This is a genomic window from Aminobacter sp. AP02 (assembly GCF_003148805.1).
In the GTDB taxonomy this organism is placed as follows: domain Bacteria; phylum Pseudomonadota; class Alphaproteobacteria; order Rhizobiales; family Rhizobiaceae; genus Aminobacter.
This window is the reverse complement of sequence record NZ_QGGX01000001.1, coordinates 378,046-397,005: the sequence shown is the minus strand read 5'-3', so window position 1 is coordinate 397,005 and position 18,960 is coordinate 378,046. Positions and strand designations below refer to the sequence as shown.

Sequence of the window (18,960 nt, the reverse complement as noted above, 5' to 3'; positions counted from 1 at the left end):
CCGATGCAGCTACCCAAAGCCCTTCGCAACACATCCCTGGTTGTTGGCGCCGCAATTACCTTGACGATCGTTCTGTTGGCGATTTTCGCACCCGCCATTGCTACGCATGGCGTGGAACAAATGGACATGCGCAACCGCTTCGCGGGACCGTCGTTCCAGCATCTGCTCGGCACCGACAATTTCGGGCGCGACCTGTGGTCTCGTCTGATCTGGGGTGCGCGTGTCTCGCTCACCATCGCCATCATCGCCGTTGTCTGCTCCGTCATCATCGGCACGATCGTTGGGCTGGTCGCCGGCTATTTTGGCGGCTGGGTCGATCTGGTGCTGATGCGGATCACCGACATTTTCCTGGGCGTACCGGCAATCGTGCTGGCATTGGCCATCGTTGCCATTCTCGGGCCAGGCGTCATGAACGTGGCACTCGCGCTGATCGTGGTTGCCTGGACCGAGTATGCGCGCGTCGTTCGTGCCACGACCTTGGTTCTGCGCGAACAGAATTACGTCCAGGCGGCGCGCGCGCTCGGCGCTCGTCCTTCCCGCATCCTGTTCAAGGAAATCCTGCCCAACGCCCTCGGCCCGATCATCGTGCTGGCGTCGCTTGGTCTGGGAACAGCCATCATCGCCGAATCCGCCTTGAGCTTCCTCGGCTTCGGCCTGCCGCCCCCCACGCCTACCTGGGGATGGACGCTCGCCTATGGCACGAAGTTCATTCGTGACGAGCCATGGCTGTCCATCATTTCGGGCGCGACCATCATGATCACCGTGCTCGGGTTCAACCTTCTCGGCGACGGCCTCAGGGACGTCCTCGACCCTCGCCAGCTCTCGCGCGGCGGCGGCAAGTCCTGACCCATCCTCTCAAATCCTACATGCAAGGAAAATCAAAATGGTCAAACAAATCAATGTGCTGACGCCCAAATTCACCACCCATGCCGACGGCAGCAACGCCGTGCTGTTCATGAACGAGCTGGTCGGTGAACAAGATGGCCCGACCATTGGTCTGTCAGCTTCGATCCACGGCAATGAAAACGCTGGTTCGCAGGCCATGCTCGAGCTTTTCCGGGTGCTGATGGATACGCCACTCAAGGGTCGCATCCGGATGCTTCCAGTAGCCAACCCACGCGCCATGGCGCTCAATCGCCGCTTCACCCCACTTGACGAACTCAACCTCAATCGTGAGTTCCCGGGCAATGCCAGCGGCACCTACAGCCAGCAGATGGCCAAGGCGATCAGCGATCATTTCCTGGAAAAGATCGACCTGCATATCGATCTGCATTCGGGCACCGACCGGCCGACGGTGGACTACGTCTACATCCTGAATGACGAACCGTTGTCGCGCGCCTTCGGCTCGACGGTTCTCTATCGCCCGACCGCTTCGAAGGAAGGGACTTCATTTGACGGCACCACCAAGGCCGTGACTGTCGACAAGCGCGGCATCTCGTCGGTTGTTGTGGAGCTGGGCGGCGGCATCGTCGATCAGACGCCCTATGTCCAGCGCACCGTCGACGGCGTGCTCAACATGCTGCGCCACAAGGGCGTCATCCCAGGCGACGTCAAGCCGCAGCCCAAGCAGATCGTCGTCAATGAAATCGCCGGCATCCGCCCGACTCAGGGCGGTTGGCTCGAGCCGCTGTGCCCGGCACTTGGCGCGACGATCAAGAAGGGCGAGCTGCTTGGCCGCGTCGTCAGCCCCTATTCGTTCCAGACGCTGGAAGAAATCCCGACCCCTTACGACAACGGGATCATGATCCTCTCGCATCTGTCGCGCAATCTGGTCGAGTCCGGCGACTATGGCTTCATGGTCGGCAACATGGAAAGCGCCACCGACTGACTGGGGGAAGCTCCGGCAAGCGGGAGCGCACCTCACGCGCTCCCGCTCACCAACAAGGAACGAAGCAAGATGAGCCACACGTCAGCCGTCAGTTCTCAGCCAGCCTCCGGCAGGCCCGATCAGCCTATCCTGACGGTCAGCGGTCTGGAGATCCGCATTCGAACCGGACAAGGTTCGTTTGCAGTGGTGTCCGACATGGCTCTGTCGGTCGCGCCGGGCGAAACTGTCTGCATCGTGGGCGAGTCCGGTTGCGGCAAGTCGATGACGGCTTTGTCGTTGCTAAGGCTGCTTCCTGAAGCCGCGAGCGTCACTGGCGGCAAGATCGAGATCGACGGGGTCGATCTTCTTGCCCTCGACCAGCGAACCGTCGAGGACTATCGCGGCGAAAAGATCGCCATGATCTTCCAGGAGCCGCTCACAGCACTCAACCCTGTTCTGACCATCGGCGAGCAGATCGCCGAAGCCGTGCGCCAGCACCGCAAGCTTGGCCGTCGTGCCGCGTTCGATCGCGCTGTCGAGGCGCTGCGCCTCGTGCAGATGCCCGATCCGCAGCGCCGGGCCCGGCAATATCCGCACGAACTTTCCGGCGGCATGCGCCAGCGCGCCATGATCGCCCTCGCCCTGGTATGCGAACCCCGCATCCTTGTTGCGGACGAACCAACCACCGCCCTCGATGTCACCATCCAGGCACAGATACTCGGGCTCATTTCCGACCTGCAGAAACGGCTTGGCACCGCCCTGGTGATGATCACCCATGACCTCGGAGTCGTCGCCGAGATCGCCGATCGCGTCGTGGTGATGTATGCCGGGCGTCGGATCGAGGAGGCGTCAGCCAACGATCTCTTCGACAATCCGATGCATCCCTATACGCTCGGCCTGCTTGGCGCCATTCCACGCTCGCACGCGGGTGCCAAAGTCGGTAGCCGGCTGGTCGACATAACGGGAACCGTCCCCCCGCTTTGGGACCTACCCAAGGGCTGCGCCTTTGCCCCGCGTTGCCCCAAGGCTGTGTCGCGCTGCCATCAAGAACGACCGGAATTCGAAGAAAAGCAGCCGGGCCACTTTGCCGCCTGCTGGGAGGTCACTCATGCAAACGGCTGACGGATCCGCACCGCTGCTGACGGTCAATGGCCTCAAGGTTCACTTTGCGATCCGCAAGGGCGTACTCAATCGCGTGGTCGGCGCCGTACGGGCGGTGGATGGCGTAAGCTTTTCATTACGGCGCGGCGAAACGCTAAGCTTGGTAGGTGAGTCCGGCTGCGGCAAATCCACCACCGGGCTCGCCCTGCTCGGGCTGCTCAAACCCACCGGGGGCCAGGTCGAGTTCGACGGCCAAACAGTTCGTGACTTTCGCGGTGCGGCTCTCAAATCCTACCGCAAACGCGTGCAGATCATCTTTCAGGATCCGTTCTCGTCGCTCAATCCGCGGCACCGCGTGCGCGACATCATCCGCGCGCCGCTCGACATCCATCAGGTCGGCACGCGGGCCGAGCGCGATGCGCGCGTCGCTGAACTCATGGAGCGCGTCGGGCTGCGCCCCGATCAGGCCAACAATTTCGCGCATCAGTTTTCTGGTGGACAGCGCCAGCGTATCGGAATTGCGCGCGCTCTTGCGCTGAACCCTGACATCATCGTCTGCGACGAGCCGGTTTCAGCACTGGACGTTTCGGTGCAGGCGCAGATCCTCAATCTGCTATCTGACCTGCAGCGCGACCTTGGCGTCGCCTTCCTCTTCATTTCGCATGACCTCGGTGTCGTCGAGTATCTCTCCCATCGCGTGGCGGTCATGTATCTTGGCAAGATTGTCGAGATCGCCGACAAGACAGCGATCTTCGCCAACCCCTCGCACCCTTACACAGAGCTTCTCATAGGCTCGGCACCGTCGCTCGATCCGCGCAACCGTCATCAGTTCAAGGCGTCGAACGACGATATTCCAAGCGCCACGAACAAGCCTTCCGGCTGCTCGTTTCACACGCGCTGCCCGCTTGCGACGGATGCCTGCCGCGAGAGCGAACCGCAACTGAGCCTGCGCGACGATGGCCGCTCGCTGGCCTGCCATCACCGATAGCCACCTTTAACCTGCTGAAATGATCCCATGACCCAGACCTACATCTTCACCGGCGGCAAGGTTCTCGATGCCGCCAAGGGCGTCCTGCTCGACGGCCTGTCCGTGCTTGTGCGTGACGGCAGGATTCTTGAGGTCGCTTCGTCCATCCCGGCGCCCGCCGGGGCTGTCGAGGTCGCGCTGGGCGGCAGGACGCTGATGCCGGGCCTGGTCGACTGCCATGTCCATGTCGTGGCTGAATCCCTCGACCTCTGGTCAAACGCCATCGCTCCTTCGTCACTCGCGGCATTGCGCTCTGCACGCGTGATGAACGAGGCGCTGATGCGCGGCTTCACTACGCTCCGCGACCTTGGTGGCGCCGACCACGGACTGGTGCGCGCCGTGGATGAAGGCCTGATCGATGGCCCAAGACTGGTGATCTGCGGCAAGGGTCTGTCGACGACCGGCGGACACTGTGACTTGCGCCAACGCACCGACGATCGTCCGGGCATCATGTCCGACCGCCTCGGGTCGATGGGTATTCTTGTCGATGGTGTCGATGACGTTCGCCGGGTATCGCGCGAAATGATCAAAAGCGGCGCGCGCTTCATCAAGGTCATGGCCAATGGCGGGGTCTCTTCGCCCAATGATCCGATCCACTCGCTGCAGTTCTCACGAGATGAAATGGCAGCGATCGTGGAGGAAGCGGAGAACGCGGGCCTTTATGTTTCGGCCCACGTCTATACCGATGCCGCCATTCGCCGTGTCGTCGAACTGGGCGTCCACTCGCTCGAGCATTGCAATCTGATCACGGCCGAGACCGCCAAGCTTGCGGCGGAACGAGGCTGCATTGCCGTTCCGACGCTGGTCGCCTACGACGCGCTCGCGCTCGACGGCGAAGAGCTAGGCCTTGGCGAGGCCGAATTCGCCAAGATCGAGGTGGTGCGCCAGGGAGGCCTGCGCTCGCTCGAGATCATGCGTGACGCAGGCCTGCCGATGGCCTTCGGCTCCGACCTGCTCGGCCAGTTGCGCAAGTATCACTGCATGGAGTTCGAGCTGCTCGCCAAGGTGCTGACGCCAGCCGAGATCATCCGTTCGGCAACGATCGTTGGCGCCCAGCTTTGCCGGCTGGAAGTCGGCGTGGTCGCACCGGGTGCCTTTGCCGATCTGCTCGTCGTCGATGGGGACCCGCTGAGCGACATCGCCCTGCTTCAGGATGATGGCGCGCATATGAGCGCCATCATGGCCAATGGCCGGTTCGTCAAGAACCGCCTGCTCTAGTTCCAACCCGGCCGGCAATGCCCGCCACCAGATTGTGAGACATGTCATGCAGTTGGGAAAAGAACTGGCCGCGATCACGGCGGGCATAGACCAGCTCTACCGCAACACGCCGCGAAGCGACGGCTTCCTCGACAGGGAGGGCCTCGTTCCGGTTGCCGTCGCCGAGGTCGAGCCGGCCACCCTTCGCGGCTATGACGAGGCGGTTCAGGCCCTTCACGGACTGAACGCCCGCCTGCCGCATGAGGCTACGAGTGCGCTACGGCAGAGCTATCTCAGCGAAATGATCGACTCGCTTCAAACGCTGCTGGTGACGTTTCAGGAACGGGAGATTTCCTTCGCCGACCGGGTGCGCCGTCAAATCGGCGTCGATACCCAGATGGTGCGCCAGTCGATCCTGGACGGCTACCGCGCAACGATCAGGGAAGGGCTGGATGAACTCGGCTATCGCGGCACATCGCTGAGCGAGGAAGTTCGCCGGTGGGAGCTGGACAATCGGGTCGCCCCAAGCGCCGTCCTCGACGTGCTGCGTGGTTACGGCGAGGAGGCGCGCCGGCGCACCAGCGCACTGATGTACGAGATGGGCCAGGAATGGCTTGAACCGGTGGCGGTCCAGAACGTGCCGTTCTCGGCCTATTGCGACTATCCGGGGCGGCAGCTTCTGCTCAATCTGGACTTTCCCTATACCCCTTACGCGCTGAAACATCTGGCCTGTCACGAAGCATTTCCGGGACATCTGGTGCATCTTGCCTTGCGACAGCGCTACGTCGCAGAAGGCAGCATGCCGCTCGACGGCGCGCAGGTGGTGACGAGTTCGGCAAGCAGTGCGCTTTTCGAGGGCATCGCCGACAATGGCCTGTTTTTCCTCGACTGGGTCGACACGCCAGCCGATGAGCTAGCCGTCGCATTGCAACGGCTGCGAAGCGCACTGCGCTGCAACGCGGCCTGGATGATGCACGCCCAGAACATGGGGCTCGATGACATCGCTCCAATCATCGCCGAAGCCGGGTTCCAGGACCATGAGACGGTGAAGGGGCGCCTCTCTTTCCTGCACCACAATTTGCGCGCCCCCTTTGTCTATGCCTACTGGTGCGGTGAAGTTGCCGTGCACGATGTGTGGAAGACGGTCGGGCGCGAGCGCCGCGCCGAATTCTGGCATTATCTCTATGCCAACATGCACACGCCGACGACGCTTCGCACCTTCTGGGATCAATAGCTGCCCGCCTCATGGCCAACGTCATCCTGATGCATCGGCAGGATGCTGCTTTCGAGCAGGATGCAGATTGAGTTGGTGCCGGACATTGGCAGTGTGTCCTCCGGCTCCACGATAATGAACGCCGTCGCGACACGCGGATTTTGGCGACAGCGGGTTCACGTGCAGGAGAGCATCCCCACGCGTCCGTCGAGCGCGAAATCGCGCCATGACTTTCGCCGACGACGCGGTGCTTCCCCATTTTCTTGATTGTAATACTCAACAATGTTAGAGGCCGTCTTATTTGGGTCACCTAGCCTGCCGTTCGCGTGGACAGGTCAAAGACGGATAAGACATCATGGTTGAATCGACGGGACGCTTCGAGACCGAGCACGGCGCCAAATATCTCACCCAGCTCTGCAAGCATTTCGCTCACAAGATCGAGGTTGCCTACGCTGATCGTCATGGCGAGTGCCACTTTCCATTCGGCAACGCCGTGCTCGACGCCGACGATGCGGTTCTGACGATCCATGTGGTTGCGCCGGATGCCGAGCAGCTTACGCGCACGAAAGCGGTGATCGACGATCATCTCATCCGCTTTGCTTTCCGCGAACCTGGCCGCGCCATCGCCTGGAGCGCCTGAGGTTCCTTGGCTCGGAGAGCGCGTGCGACCCGGTCGCCGCCCACAGCGATAAGGCCCATTGGCAATAAAGTGTCCGTGAACACCTGCCCAAGTCTTGTTTTGCACAGGCGGCTTCTGGTAAGCGCAAAACAAGAGTGTTTCACGAAGGTTTTACGAAACCAGCGCCATCAGGCATAGACGGAGACAAAGCATGAAGTATGTTCGGGTCCTGGCAAATCTTGTGGCCGCCCTTGCGATAGCCACGGCACCTGCGTTTGCGGCTGAAATTCAAACCGCAACAGGTCCAAAGACCATTGACAAGGTTCCGGCCAAGATTGCCGTCTACGACATCGCTGCCATTGACACGCTGACCCGCCTTGGTATCCAGCCGGCCGGCGTCCCGAACAAGCTGTTCGTTCCCGAACTTGCAAATGTCGCCAAGGGTGCCACTGTCGTCGGCACGCTGTTCGAACCGGATCTCGAGGCATTGAACGCGCTTGCGCCCGACCTCGTGATCGTCGGTGGACGTTCGTCGACCCAGGTCGAAGCAACCTCGCGCGTTGCCCCCACCATCGACATGACGATGAATGGCGATGACCTGGTTGCCCAGGCCAAGGAGCGCCTCGCCGCCTATGGCGCACTCTTTGCCAAGGCCGATGAGGCTGCAGCTGCCGCCGAGGAACTGGATGCCACCGTGGAAGCTGCACGGCAGGCCGTGAAAGGCAAGGGCACGGGCCTGATCCTGATGACAAACGGCCCAAAGATCACCGCATATGGCGCAGGCTCGCGCTTCGGCTGGCTGCACAAGACGCTCGACCTCCAGCCTGCCGTAGCCGACGTTGAAGCGGCAACCCATGGCGAGGCGATCTCGTTCGAGTTCATCAGCAAGGCCAATCCCGACTGGCTTCTCGTGCTCGACCGCGCCGCTGCTATCGGCTCCGGCGAGCAAGGCGCAAAAGCCACCCTCGACAACGAACTGGTGGCACAGACCACGGCCTGGAAAAAGGGCCAGGTGATCTACCTGCCCTCGTCCGACTTCTACATCGCGGCTGGCGGCGTTCAGTCCACCCAACGGGTCCTCAAGGCAATCGAAGAAGCCTTCGCCAAGGCGCAGTGATGGCAACGGCAATGCCCAGCGCCAGGTTGGTGGTCGCCACCAGCATGGCCGGGCTTTTCGCACTGAGCCTTTGCGTCGGCGTCGACGATTTCTCACTCGAAAAGATCTTCGCCGATGCCGCAGCGCTTGAGCTGCTGCTGGTCAGCCGGCTGCCCCGGACGCTGGCGGCTGTTCTCGCCGGTGCTGGGCTCGCGATTGCCGGCCTCGTACTGCAGATCTTGGCGCGTAACCGGTTTGTCGAACCGACAATGACCGGAACTGGCCAAAGTGCAGCACTTGGCATCCTGGCGGCGACCATGCTGTTTCCATCGGCGTCGATCGGCGTGAAGACGCTCGCCGCCAGCGCCACTGCCCTTGCCGGCACGTCCGTGTTCCTGTCCATCGCACACCGGCTGCCGCCGACACAGCCTTTTCTCATTCCGCTGTTTGGTCTGGTCTATGGCGGGGTCATTGGCGCGGCCGTGACCTTCATCGCCTGGCAGGCGGATCTGCTGCAATATGTCGATATCTGGACCAATGGCGAATTCTCCGGCGTGCTGCGCGGGCGCTACGAACTTTTGTGGATTCTCGCCGCCATGGTCGCGCTTGCCTGGTGGATCGCCGACCGGCTGACGATCGTGTCAATGGGGCGTGAGGTCAGCGTCGGGCTCGGGCTCAACTATCAGCGCATCGTCCAGCTCGGGCTGGTCATGGTCGCGGTGATTTCGTCACTGGCGGTGGTCGTGGTCGGCATGATCCCGTTTGTCGGCCTGGTGGTGCCCAATCTGGTGTCCAGGCTGATGGGCGACAACCTGAGGAGCGCCCTGCCCTGGGTCGCCGTTTCTGGCGCGGCACTGGTGCTCGCTTGCGACATCGTCGGCCGCGTCATTCGCTACCCTTACGAAATTCCCGTCGGCACCGTGCTCGGCGTGGTCGGTTCGGGGCTATTCTTGTGGATCCTGTTTGGGCGGACGGAACGTGCCTGACAAGCGGCTGTGGATATTGGGCGCGCTGGCTTTTGCCGCGGCTATCGCTTTCATGACCGTCGGGCTGCGCGGCAACGTCGCCTTCGCGCTCGAGCTGCGCGCGGTGCGGCTGCTCACGCTCGTGCAGGTCGGTGTGGCGATCGCCATCTCGACCGTGGTTTTCCAGACCGTGACGGCAAACCGGGTGCTGACGCCGCAGATCATGGGGCTCGACGCGCTCTACCTGTTTGGCCAGATGGCGCTGGTCGTTGCGCTTGGCAGCGTCGGATTTGTCGCCCTAGACCCGCGTGTCAAATTCGCCGGCGAAGCCTGCCTGATGATGGTCATGGCCTTGCTGCTGTTTCTGCCCATGCTCAGGCGTCGCTTCGATGTCGGACTTCTGCTCTTGACCGGCGTCGTGCTCGGCGTGCTGTTTCGCAGCCTCGCTTCCCTGATTGCGCGCCTGATCGACCCCAATGAGTTCGCCGTGGTCCAGGCTTCGAGCTTCGCCGATTTCAACACAGTGCGTCCCGACCTGGTGGTCGTCGGGCTCGTCGTCACGGTGATCGCTGCCGCTATCACCTGGCGCAAGCGCCATCTGCTCGACGTGCTGGCGCTCGGTTCAGACAGCGCCATAGGTCTCGGCGTCAACTGGACCCGGGCGCTGACTGGCCTGTTGATGCTTGTCGCGGCGCTGGTGGCCGTATCGACAGCACTGGTTGGCCCCGTCACCTTCTTTGGGCTGCTGGTGGTTGCGCTCGCCGAGCGCATCATCAACAGCCGGCGCCATCACCTTTTGCTGCCAGCCGCGATGCTGACCGCCGTGATCGTGCTGCTTGGCGGCCAGACGCTGCTTCAGCACGTCCTCGGTGGTGCGTCGACACTGGGTGTCGTCATCGAATTCGTGGGCGGACTGGCGTTCCTGGGTATGCTGATCACAACGAGCAAGCGATGATCGAGATCAAGAATGTTTCGCTCCGGTACGGCGACACGCAAATCCTGAGCGACGTTTCGCTGACCATGCCCAAGGGCGGGGTGACGGCACTTGTCGGACCCAATGGCGCCGGCAAATCGAGCCTGTTGTCGCTGATCGCGCGTCTGCAACCGTTGCAGAGCGGTGCGATATCGGTCGACGGCCTGCCAGTCGACACCACGCCCGGTCGCAGGCTAGCCCAGACGCTTGCGATCCTGCGTCAGGACCCGGCCGTGGCGAGCCGGCTCAGGGTGCGCGAACTCGTCGGCTTCGGCCGCTTTCCCCATCAAAATCGCCGCATCGATGCTCAGGACAAGATCCTGATCGACACGGCGCTGCGCCAGTTCGACCTGGAATCGCTCGCGGAACGTTTCCTCGACAAGCTTTCCGGCGGGCAGCGTCAGCGCGCCATGGTCGCCATGGCCTTCTGCCAGGCCACCGACTACATGCTACTCGACGAGCCGCTGAACAATCTCGACATGCTTTTCGCGCGCCAACTGATGCGCGACCTGCGCGCGGCGGCCGACAACGACAAACGCACTGTCATCGTTGTCTTGCACGACGTCAATCAGGCTGCCGTCTATGCCGACCGGATCGTGGCGATGAAGGCGGGACGGATCGTTGCCGACGGGTCACCGGCCGATGTGCTGCAGCCCAAAATATTGGCTGAAGTCTTCGGCTACGACATGGACGTCATCGACGTCGATGGCGCCCCGCTCGTTCTACATCACCGATAGGCCATGACGCGGAATAACTCGTCCCGTTTCTGAGTCACTTCTTGAAGCGCGCCGCTTCTTCCGAACCGCGTGTGGCATCGCCCGCGCTATAGGAATGCGCGCCGGCTCCGGCGAGCTTGCCGCCATCGACGATCAGATATTCCTCGCGGATCGGCCGGCCTTCGAACCAGCATTCCAGGATTTCGCGGGTGCCGGCGGCATAACGCGCCTGGGCGGAAAGCGACGACCCGGAGATGTGCGGCGTCATGCCGTGATGCGGCATCGATCGCCATGGATGGTCCTTGGGGGCGGGCTGCGGGAACCAGACGTCGCCTGCATAGCCGGCGAGCTGGCCGCTCTCCAACGAGCGAGCGACAGCGTCGCGATTGCAGATTTTGCCGCGCGCCGTGTTCACCAGATAGGCGCCGCGTTTCATCCTGGCGATCATCGCCGCGTCGAAGAGGTTTTCGGTCTCGGGGTGCAAAGGGGCGTTGATCGTGACGACATCGCAGACCGGCACCATCTCGGCTGCCGTCTTATGGAAGCTGACGCCCAACTCCTTCTCTACCGCCTCGGGCAGGCGGTGGCGGTCGGTGTAGTGCAGCTTGACGTCGAACGGCTTCAGCCGCCGCAGCACGGCACTGCCGATCCGGCCAGCACCAACGGTTCCGATCTGCATGCCCTCGACATCGTAGGAGCGCGCGACGCAGTCGGCGATGCTCCAGCCGCCCTTCACGACCCATCCGTAAGACGGGATATAGTTGCGCACGAGCCCCAGGATCATCATCACCACATGCTCGGCAACGCTGATCGAGTTGCAAAAAGTCACCTCGGCGACGGTGATGCCGCGCTCCATCGCCGCTTGCAGGTCGACATGGTCGGAGCCAATGCCGGCGGTGATCGCAAGCTTGAGGCTTTTGGCCTTGGTGATCCGCTCCTCGGTCAGGTAGGCCGGCCAGAACGGCTGCGAGATGACGATCTCGGCATCGGCGAGCTCACGTTCAAAAACGCTGCCCGGACCATCCTTGTCCGATGTCACGACCAGCCTGTGGCCGCCGCCTTCGAGAAACTTCCGTAAGCCCAGTTCGCCCGACACGCTGCCGAGCAGCATGCCAGGTTCAAAGTCGATGGCTTTGGGCGTAGGCAGTGTCTGGCCGCCGGGATAGCGGTCGAGTCTCGGCAGGCCGTCCCGCGCATAGCCTGTGGGATAACCGTCGACCGGATCGTCATAAAGGACGCAAACGACCTTTGCCATTTCCTATCTCCCTTCGTCTGACAAGGACGAGGAAGACCTCGATGCTCGCGATAAACACCGCCGGGCAGGACGAGCCAGTGGAGCAAGGACCAGCAGGCGCGTTGCCTGGCGCTTCCTCGTTTGGAAAGTTGCGCGCTATGGCGAACTAGGTGGCGGAGCTGGACGCAGTTTCAAGGCCTGATGGAGGTCGCGCTGGCGCGACCTCTTGGGCTGATGCTCTATCAATATGCCCGCTCATACGTCCCTTGCAGAACGCGCGTCATTTCCGCCTGGTCAAGGCTCGCCCCGAAGATCGGCGTTCCCGTGACGAAGCTTCGACTTGCGGCAAGTTCGCCGGCATCGACCGGGTCGAAACCGAGATGGTCGATGAACGCCGCCACCACGCGTCGGGCCTGCGCGTCGTCGCCCGCAACGGCGAGCGCGCGCCGGTCAGGATGCCCAGCGGCCCGCGCCTCTTCTTCGATTTCATGGTAGCCCATGTGGTTGAAGCTGCGCACGATCAAGGCATCAGTCAGGTAGTCCTGGATGATTTCGCTGCTTGCGCGATCGCCTTCGAACTCGGACATGACGCCGTCGGTCGGCGCCCAATAGTTCATGGCATCGACCACGATCTTGCCGGCAAACAGTGCAGGGCGAAGGTTGCGGTACTTCGACAGCGGCAGTGCAAGAACAACGACATCGCTGCCCGCGATCACCGCTTCCGCCGTCTCTGCCCTGGCACCGGGCACCATGATCTCGACCAGGAGCCCGATCTCGGCCGGCGGCCTAGATGTCGCTATCTTGACATCGTACCCCGCCGCGATGGCGCGGCGGGCGAGCGCGGTGCCGACGCGGCCCGCGCCGAGGATGCCGATCGTCTTAACGTCAGCGGCTTTCATGCTGTTTCTCCTAGCTCCTGGCGGCGCCGAGTTCTGCGTCGACAAGCGGTTTGACGCGCGTGCCTAGCAACTCGATCGAACGCAGGAACTCCTTCTGCGGCAGTTGACCGACGTCCATCTGGAGGAACTGGCGCATATGACCGATGCTCTTGTGGAGCGTGACGATCCGTTCGGCGATTTCTTCAGGGGCGCCGACAAACAGCGCGCCGCCACCGCTGGCTTCCTTGTCATAGTGATGACGCGGAGGCGGGGCGAAACCGCGGATCTTGCCAAGCGACTCCATCACCGCATGCCAATGGGTCCAGAAGCGTTCCTTGGCCTGGGCGGCGTCATCGCCGACGAAGCCCGGGCTAGCGACGGAGACCTTGATTTGGGCCTCCGGGATGTTGGCCTGTGCGGCGGCACGCCGGTAGAGATCGGCGAGTGGGGCAAAGCGCGACGCCTGGCCGCCGATGATGGCGTAAGAAATCGGCAGGCCGAGCAACCCGGCCCGCACCGATGAATGCGGGTTGCCACCGGTCGCCAGCCAGATTGGCAGCGAACCGTTCTCCGGGCGCGGCACAATCAGCGCCTCGTTCAGCGCGGGTCGGAACTTGCCGCTCCAGGTGATGGACTCGCTCTCGTTGATCTTCAGCAGCAGGTCGAGTTTCTCGGCATACAGCTCGTCGTAATCGTTGAGGCTGTGGCCGAAAAGCGGAAAGGACTCGGTCGACGAACCGCGTCCGGCGGTGATCTCCGCACGGCCGTTGGACAGGGCGTCAAGCGTCGCGAACTGTTGATAGACACGCACCGGATCGTCGGTGCTGAGAACGGTGACAGCACTTCCGAGCTTGATGTTTTTCGTCGTTGAGGCGGCAGCGCCCAGGACAACAGTCGCGGCAGACGCCGGCATTTCATAGGTATGGTGTTCGCCGATACCAAAATAGTCCAGCCCGACCTGGTCGGCCAGCTGGATCGCTTCCAGCAGGTTGCGCGTGGCTTGCGCCGTTGAGCCGAGCTTGCCCGTGACGGGGTCCTTCTGGACATCGCCAAAGCTGTAAACGCCAAGTTCCATATTCTTGTGTCCTTCGCTGGCGGCGCTCCTTGTGGAGCTATGTCGCCGTCAGTATATATTCGTAACCTGGCCTAATGTTGTTACTGACTGAATGGACGCAAGGAGGCACATACATGTTACCTGAGCCAAGCAAGCTGCTGGATATGTGCAGACCCGTCCGCCAGATCCTGGCGCGGGTCGGCGACAAATGGAGCGTGTTGATCGTCATGGCGTTGCGCGATGGTCCGCGCCGATTCAACGAGATCAAGCGTGCCATCGGTACGATTTCTCAGCGCATGCTGACGCTGACGTTGAAGGGCATGGAGCGGGACGGCCTGATCAAGCGGACCGTCTTCCCTACAAAACCGCCACGCGTCGACTATGAACTGACCGAACTCGGCCACTCGCTTCGGCGGCCGGTGGAAGAACTGGGGCATTGGGCGATCGAGCACGAGATGCACATCGCCAAGGCACAGCAGACATTCGACCGCGACGCGGCCTGACCAATCTTCAGATCAGGCCGAGATGGCTGGCCAACTCCCGCGCTGCGGCTCCGCCGGCCCGGTTGGCGCCGATGGTCGAGGCGGAAGGCCCGTAGCCGACAAGATGGATGCGCGGATCCTTTGCAACCCGGGTCGCAAGGCGCCCGTCCATGAAGATGCCGCCGTCGTCCTCGCGGATTTGCAAAGGCGCCAAGTGATCGAGCGAACTGCGGAAGCCCGTGCACCACAAGATGACGTCGGCCTTCTGGTCAGTGCCGTCAGCCCAGCGGACGCCGTCTTCGGTGATCTCGCTGAACATCGGCAGCCTGTTGAGGATGCCGCGTTCGCGCGCAGCCTCGAGTGCGGGCGTCCAGGGAATGCCGGTGACAGAAACGACCGAACCGGGCACAAGACCACGCCGGACCCTGTCTTCGACGATGGCAACGGCGGCCCGGCCGTCCTCAGGGGTGAACGGCGTGTCGCGGAATTGCGGCTCGCGGCGCGTCACCCAGGTGGTGGAGGTGACGCGCGAAATCTCGTCGAGCAGTTGCAGGGCGGATATGCCGCTGCCAACCACGATGACATGCTGGCCGACGAATTCATCCGCCGTGCGGTAATCGCGCGTGTGCAGCTGGCGGCCCTTGAACCGGTCAGCGCCGGGATAGTTCGGGATGTAAGGCGTTTCCCACGTGCCGGTGGCATTGATGATGCCACGCGTCGAGAAAGTTTCCCGGTCGGTCTCGACGCGGAACCGCTCATTGCGTTCGCATACGACCTTGACCCTCAGGGGCCGATAGACAGGCAATTCGAATTTCTCTTCGTAGGCGGCAAAATAGCGAGGCACCGCGACGGAGGCCTTCACTTCGGTGTGGCCGGCATCGACGACGTCGGCAAACTGCATGCCTGGCAGGTCGTGGACACGGTTGACCGTGCTCAGCGTCAGTGACGGCCAGCGATATTGCCATGCACCGCCTGAGTCCGGCGACTTGTCGAGGACCAGAAAGCCCTTGCCCGGTGCAATGCCGAGCCCCCTGAGATGATAGGCTGACGAAAGCCCAGCCTGACCGGCACCGATGACGACGATATCGGTCTTGAGGACGGCGCGAACATCGCGACTTTCCGTGCCTTCGTCCGTCTTCGATGCGGCAGATGCTGATTCTTCAGTGGCCATCCCCCGAACCTGAGATCTGGGTCCCTGGATTTCAAGGCTTGCCATGCCTGTAATACATGACGCTGCGTAATTGACATCTACTGACGTACGTGCAGAAATTGGTCAGACCATTGTACCAATTGGATGCCGCCTTGATCGACCCCGGCCTGCTACCGATCCAGACGACCGCTCGCGACGACGCCGTGCTTAACGCGCTTGCCGATTTCGTCATGCAAGAAGAGCTGCAGCCCGGTGATCGACTGCCGACCGAGCGTGTGCTGTCGGAGCGATTGAAGGTCAGTCGCACCACGGTGCGCGAGGCTCTGACGCGATGGGAAGGGCTCGGCCTGGTCGAGCGCCTGCAAGGCAGCGGGACCTATCTCAAGGGGGTGGTGTCGCGCGACATGCTGCACATGCCCCTGACATTCGCCTCGGGAAACGACTTCGAAAGCCTGATGCACACGCTAGAGATCAGGCGCGCGCTGGAGGCGGAAGCGGCGGCGCTGTGCGCCCTGCGTGCCGGTCCGTCCGAACTTGCCTTCATCAAGCAGAAGCTTGAGGTCATGGAAGAAGCGTTCCACAGCCGTGCCGGCATGTCGTCGGACGAGGACTGGGATTTCCACCAGTCGATCTACCGCGTGTCGGGCAACCCACTGTTCGAGCAGATCATCTCGGCTATGCAGGAAGCGTTCCACCGCTTCTGGGAACATCCGCTCGGCGTGCGCGATTTCGGCCATGCCAGCTTTCCATATCACCGCAAGCTCTATGAGCGGATCGTCGCGCACGACGCCGAAGGCGCGCGGGCCGAAGCGTTGAAACTCATTGCCACCGTCGAGGACGACCTCCGTCGCGGCGCGGCCAATCTCAAACTCCTGGACCTCAAATGAACGACAGTTCGAACCAGTTCGACCGTGACTACATAGCCGAGGCCGCGACCTTACTGGCTCATGACGAGCCTTTTCCAGGTGGTGCCGTCGTCCCGCCGATCTACCAGACCTCGCTGTTCACCTTCGACAACTATGCCGACATGGCCGACACCTTTGCCGGCCGCAGCGCGCGACCCATCTATTCGCGCGGCAACAACCCGACCGTAATGGAGTTCGAAAGCAAGATCGCCGCCCTTGAAGGCGCAGAAGCCGCACGCGGATTTTCCAGTGGTATGGCTGCGATCAGCTCCACCGTTCTGGCATTCGTCGGCACGGGCGAGCGCATTGTCGCGGTTCGCAACTGCTATGGCGATGCCTATCGCCTGTTCGAGCGGCTCTTGCCGCACCTCGGCATCAAGGTCGATTATGTCGATGGTTCGGACCCGGAGGCGGTTGCCGCGGCACTTCCGGGCGCTTCCATGCTCTACCTCGAAAGCCCGACTTCGATGATGTTCGAGCTGCAGGATCTCGAGACGCTCACGGCCATGGCAAGGGCCCGAGGGATCGTCACCGTCATCGACAATTCCTGGGCGACACCGCTGTTTCAAAAGCCCATCCTGCACGGCGTCGACATCGTAATGCATTCGGCCTCGAAATATCTGGGTGGCCACAGCGATACCGTGGCCGGCGTGGTGGCGGGTTCGGCCGAGCACATCCGCCGCATCAACGAGCGCACTTATCCCTATCTCGGCGCCAAACTGTCGCCCTTCGAGGCGTGGCTTCTGCTGCGTGGCCTGCGCACCTTGCCGCTTCGCCTGCCGCATCACATGAAAAGCGCCCTGACTATCGCCGAGCGGCTGAAGGCCCATGCCCAGGTCGAGCGGGTCAACCATCCCGCCTATTCCAATCATCCGGGCAAGGCCACTCTGTCAGGCTATTCCGGCCTGTTCTCGTTCGAGGTCACCGAAGACATCGACGTTCCCGCCTTTACCGATGCCCTCAAGCTGTTTCGCATCGGCGTCAGCTGGGGCGGCCACGAAAGCCTCGTCGTGCCGGCGCTCGCCTCGCTGCAACAGACACCTGGTGCCAATTCCATCGGCCGGTTCGGGGTCAGCCCACGAACCATCAGGCTGAATGTCGGGCTGGAAAACGTGGAGGATCTCTGGGCCGACGTCAGTCGGGCCTTCGAGGGTGCAAAAAGAAAATAGCTTCAAGACCAAGAATGGGAGTGATTGGAATGAAGAAGTACGGATTGTTGTTCGCAACGGCCCTGGGCCTCGCGCTTTCAGCCGGATCGGCCCTGGCCGACTCCACGATCAAGATGGTCGAGGTCATCACCAGCCCACCGCGCACCGAATTCATCAAGAAGCAGATCGCCGAGTTCGAGGCTGCGAATCCAGGCATCAAGGTAGAGCTCGTCTCGCTGCCCTGGGGCCAGGCCTTCGAAAAGTTCCTGACCATGGTACAGGCGGGCGACACGCCCGACATCGTCGAAATGCCCGAGCGCTGGCTCGGCCTCTACGGCACCAACGGCCAGCTCGAAGACCTCGCACCCTACATGGCCAAGTGGGGCGATGGCGCAACGCTCGGTGACCGCGCCAAGCAATTCGGCTCCGTGGTCGACGGCAAGCAGTACATGATCCCCTACGGCTATTACCTCCGGGCCATGTTCTGGAACAAGAAGCTGTTCAAGGAAGCCGGCCTCGACCATGCGCCGACGACGCTCGACGAGTTCATGGACGCCAACAAGAAGATTTCTGCGCTCGACGGCAAATACGGCTACTGCCTGCGCGGCGGCCCGGGCGGCTTCAACGGCGTGCAGATGTTCATGAACATCGCCAACGGCAAGGGCGGCTACTTCAACGAGGACGGCACCTCGACGATCAATGAGGAAGGCTCGGTCAAGGGCCTGCAGATGCTGGCTGACATTTACAAGGCAGGCTACGCGCCCAAGGACAGCGTGAGCTGGGGCTTCAACGAGATCGTCACGGGCTTCTATTCCGGCACTTGCGCCATGCTCGACCAGGACCCGGATGCGCTGATTGGCATCGCTGAGAAGATGAAGCCGGAAGACTTCGCGGTTGCGCCGATGCCGGCGGGACCGTCCGGCAAGTCCTACCCGACGCTCGGTTATGCCGGCTGGTCGATGTTTGCCAACTCCGACGTCAAGGAAGACGCCTGGAAACTGATGTCGACGCTGCTTTCGCCGGCAAACAACATTGCCTGGGCCAAGGAAGTGGGCGTGCTGCCAATCCACAATAGCGCAGCCGATGATCCCCACTTCAAGACCGAGCAGTTCAAGGGCTGGTTCGACGAGCTCAACAATCCTGACAAGTTCGAGTTCGTGACCCCGCCGGTGCACCTCGAAAACCTCGGTAACTTCTACGACCAGGTGTCGGTCAAGAACGTGCAGGAGGTTCTGCTTGGCCAACGCACGGCCAAGGATATTGCCGATGAGTGGTCGGCCTTCCTGACCAAGGAACAGCAGGCCTGGATGGCCAAGAACAAGAAGTAGGCGGCTGCGGCGGAGCAGCGTTGCTCCGCCGCCCGATCCTGTTCCCTGCTGCCCCCTCGCCCGGCCG

19 protein-coding genes are annotated in these 18,960 nt (G+C 62.2%); 15 read left to right on the top strand and 4 right to left on the bottom strand.

Features of this window, described 5'->3' with window-relative positions; all coding sequences use genetic code 11:
* Positions 1-3: 3 nt before the first annotated feature.
* From C8K44_RS01760 to C8K44_RS01705, 11 genes are all read left to right on the top strand, one after another.
* The gene (locus C8K44_RS01760) at positions 4-846 is read left to right on the top strand and encodes an ABC transporter permease (RefSeq protein WP_109574017.1); all 843 of its coding nucleotides are present in this window, start codon (positions 4-6) and stop codon (positions 844-846) included.
* 37 nt (positions 847-883) lie between these two features.
* Complete coding sequence (locus tag C8K44_RS01755) at positions 884-1,828, top strand: succinylglutamate desuccinylase/aspartoacylase family protein (protein WP_109574016.1); 945 nt, start codon at positions 884-886, stop codon at positions 1,826-1,828.
* A gap of 69 nt (positions 1,829-1,897) precedes the next feature.
* On the top strand, positions 1,898-2,929 hold the full coding sequence (locus C8K44_RS01750) for an ABC transporter ATP-binding protein (protein WP_109574015.1): 1,032 nt from the start codon (positions 1,898-1,900) through the stop codon (positions 2,927-2,929).
* A complete protein-coding gene (locus tag C8K44_RS01745; protein ID WP_109574014.1) occupies positions 2,916-3,896 on the top strand; it encodes an oligopeptide/dipeptide ABC transporter ATP-binding protein in 981 nt (326 codons plus the stop codon). Before C8K44_RS01750 ends, C8K44_RS01745 begins: the two co-directional genes overlap by 14 nt.
* Positions 3,897-3,923: 27 nt before the next feature.
* The gene (locus tag C8K44_RS01740; protein WP_109574013.1) at positions 3,924-5,153 is read left to right on the top strand and encodes an amidohydrolase family protein; all 1,230 of its coding nucleotides are present in this window, start codon (positions 3,924-3,926) and stop codon (positions 5,151-5,153) included.
* 46 nt (positions 5,154-5,199) lie between these two features.
* A complete protein-coding gene (locus C8K44_RS01735) occupies positions 5,200-6,366 on the top strand; it encodes a hypothetical protein (RefSeq protein ID WP_109574012.1) in 1,167 nt (388 codons plus the stop codon).
* Between the two features lie 334 nt (positions 6,367-6,700).
* Complete coding sequence (locus tag C8K44_RS01725; protein ID WP_109574010.1) at positions 6,701-6,985, top strand: DUF2218 domain-containing protein; 285 nt, start codon at positions 6,701-6,703, stop codon at positions 6,983-6,985.
* Positions 6,986-7,175: 190 nt separating this feature from the next.
* A complete protein-coding gene (locus C8K44_RS01720; RefSeq protein ID WP_109574009.1) occupies positions 7,176-8,081 on the top strand; it encodes a siderophore ABC transporter substrate-binding protein in 906 nt (301 codons plus the stop codon).
* An 11-nt stretch (positions 8,082-8,092) separates the two neighbouring features.
* Positions 8,093-9,046, top strand: a complete 954-nt coding sequence (locus C8K44_RS01715; protein ID WP_245417321.1) for an iron chelate uptake ABC transporter family permease subunit — start codon at positions 8,093-8,095, stop codon at positions 9,044-9,046.
* Positions 9,039-9,980, top strand: coding sequence for an iron chelate uptake ABC transporter family permease subunit (locus tag C8K44_RS01710; protein WP_245417320.1), 942 nt, complete (start codon positions 9,039-9,041; stop codon positions 9,978-9,980). The genes C8K44_RS01715 and C8K44_RS01710 overlap by 8 nt, the downstream gene beginning before the upstream one ends.
* Positions 9,977-10,735, top strand: coding sequence for an ATP-binding cassette domain-containing protein (locus C8K44_RS01705; RefSeq protein ID WP_109574007.1), 759 nt, complete (start codon positions 9,977-9,979; stop codon positions 10,733-10,735). The genes C8K44_RS01710 and C8K44_RS01705 overlap by 4 nt, the downstream gene beginning before the upstream one ends.
* Positions 10,736-10,769: 34 nt before the next feature.
* Here C8K44_RS01705 and C8K44_RS01700 read toward each other — a convergent pair whose 3' ends face one another.
* From C8K44_RS01700 to C8K44_RS01690, 3 genes are all read right to left on the bottom strand, one after another.
* Complete coding sequence (locus tag C8K44_RS01700; RefSeq protein ID WP_109574006.1) at positions 10,770-11,969, bottom strand: NAD-dependent formate dehydrogenase; 1,200 nt, start codon at positions 11,967-11,969, stop codon at positions 10,770-10,772.
* Positions 11,970-12,190: 221 nt separating this feature from the next.
* A complete protein-coding gene (locus tag C8K44_RS01695) occupies positions 12,191-12,847 on the bottom strand; it encodes an NAD(P)-binding domain-containing protein (protein ID WP_109574005.1) in 657 nt (218 codons plus the stop codon).
* Positions 12,848-12,857: 10 nt separating this feature from the next.
* Positions 12,858-13,901 carry an LLM class flavin-dependent oxidoreductase gene (locus tag C8K44_RS01690; RefSeq protein WP_109574004.1) on the bottom strand — a complete coding sequence of 348 codons (1,044 nt, stop codon included), beginning with the start codon at positions 13,899-13,901 and terminating at the stop codon, positions 12,858-12,860.
* Positions 13,902-14,014: 113 nt separating this feature from the next.
* Between C8K44_RS01690 and C8K44_RS01685 the strand changes: the two genes are divergently transcribed.
* Positions 14,015-14,383, top strand: coding sequence for a helix-turn-helix domain-containing protein (locus C8K44_RS01685; RefSeq protein WP_109574003.1), 369 nt, complete (start codon positions 14,015-14,017; stop codon positions 14,381-14,383).
* A 7-nt stretch (positions 14,384-14,390) separates the two neighbouring features.
* On the opposite strand, the gene C8K44_RS01680 is transcribed toward C8K44_RS01685, so the two are convergent.
* Entirely contained in the window at positions 14,391-15,533 is a 1,143-nt protein-coding gene (locus tag C8K44_RS01680) for an NAD(P)-binding domain-containing protein (RefSeq protein ID WP_109574002.1), read from the bottom strand.
* A 131-nt stretch (positions 15,534-15,664) separates the two neighbouring features.
* Between C8K44_RS01680 and C8K44_RS01675 the strand changes: the two genes are divergently transcribed.
* Genes C8K44_RS01675 through C8K44_RS01665 form a run of 3 tightly spaced genes read left to right on the top strand, consistent with a single transcriptional unit; the run spans position 15,665 to position 18,893 of the window.
* On the top strand, positions 15,665-16,399 hold the full coding sequence (locus tag C8K44_RS01675; protein WP_245417319.1) for a FadR/GntR family transcriptional regulator: 735 nt from the start codon (positions 15,665-15,667) through the stop codon (positions 16,397-16,399).
* On the top strand, positions 16,396-17,586 hold the full coding sequence (locus C8K44_RS01670) for a PLP-dependent transferase (RefSeq protein WP_109574000.1): 1,191 nt from the start codon (positions 16,396-16,398) through the stop codon (positions 17,584-17,586). The genes C8K44_RS01675 and C8K44_RS01670 overlap by 4 nt, the downstream gene beginning before the upstream one ends.
* Positions 17,587-17,615: 29 nt before the next feature.
* On the top strand, positions 17,616-18,893 hold the full coding sequence (locus C8K44_RS01665) for a sugar ABC transporter substrate-binding protein (RefSeq protein WP_109573999.1): 1,278 nt from the start codon (positions 17,616-17,618) through the stop codon (positions 18,891-18,893).
* Positions 18,894-18,960 lie beyond the last annotated feature (67 nt).